The 1,146-nt window shown below is 48.6% G+C and carries 2 protein-coding genes; both read left to right on the forward strand.

Features of this window, described 5'->3' with window-relative positions:
* Positions 1-582 (forward strand): DNA recombination protein RmuC (locus ABYP33_RS19445; RefSeq protein WP_373093036.1); only part of this gene is annotated, 582 nt, incomplete at its 5' end.
* Between the two features lie 33 nt (positions 583-615).
* A complete protein-coding gene (gene bcp, locus ABYP33_RS19450) occupies positions 616-1,092 on the forward strand; it encodes a thioredoxin-dependent thiol peroxidase (protein ID WP_373093038.1) in 477 nt (158 codons plus the stop codon).
* The last annotated feature ends 54 nt before the right edge of the window (positions 1,093-1,146 follow it).

Genomic DNA, 1,146 nt, shown 5'->3' on the forward strand with positions numbered 1-1,146 from the left:
CGTTATTGCAGCAGCGAAGATGAGGGCGAGCGTCAGGCATTTTTACGAGAGCATGCCCAGTCGGTAAAAGCCCATATTAATGGTTTGAGTACCAAGGGCTACGAGCATATTGAAGGCCTGCGCACCCTCGATTTTGTGTTTATTTTTATTCCAGTAGAAGCCGCATTTATGGCGGCCTTTGAACATGATCCAGAACTATTCCGCAGTGCGTATGAGAAAAACATCATTGTGGTGGGGCCAACAACCCTGCTCGCCACCTTGCGTACGGTGCAGAGTATTTGGCGCTACGAGCGACAAAATCAAAACGCTGAAAAAATCGCAAAAGAGGCCGGCGCGCTGCACGACCAGTTTGCGCTGGTTGTGCAGTCCTTAGAAGATATAGGCAAACATTTGGATCGCGGCCGCGATGCCTTTGATAAAACCATGAGCCGAATGACGGTTGGGCGTGGCAATCTGGTTGGCCGAGTAAGCCGTCTGGAGGCGCTTGGCGCCAAGGTCAAAAAATCGTTGCCGGTTGCCCTGACAGATCGCGCCGATGTGGACTTTGAGGACAATACTGACCTCGATAGCGAACCGAATTAAGCAATTAACGTTTATTAGCAAAGGAGAATTGACGTGGCTTTACCAAAAGTTGGCAATCTTGCACCTGCATTCAGCCTGCAAAATCAAGACGGAGAGACCGTTAGCTTAAAAGACTTTAAGGGCAAAAAAGGCGTGATACTGTATTTTTACCCACGTGCGTCAACACCGGGTTGCACCATGCAAGCTTGCGGCTTACGAGACGTGCACGGCGAATTGGATAAGCTGGGCTACCAAGTGCTGGGCGTGAGTTTTGATCCGGTTGCCAAAATTAAGAAATTTCATGACAAGTACGAGCTAAACTTCCCCTTACTCTCTGACGAAGATCACGCCATTATCGATAAGTACGGTTGTTGGCAGCTGAAGAAGTTTATGGGTAAAGAAAATATGGGCACTGTTAGGACCACCTTTATCATCGGTGACGACGGCCGCTTACTTAAAATTATGGATAAGTTTAAAACTAAATCGCATCACGAAACACTTATGGAAGTATTGGACGAATTGTCGCAGTAGTCTTGTTGCATGCACCGGCTGGCTGCGCGCTGAAAACAGGCGCCTGGCCGGTGA

It is taken from the genome of Zhongshania sp., from assembly GCF_041584495.1.
In the GTDB taxonomy this organism is placed as follows: Bacteria; Pseudomonadota; Gammaproteobacteria; order Pseudomonadales; family Spongiibacteraceae; genus Spongiibacter.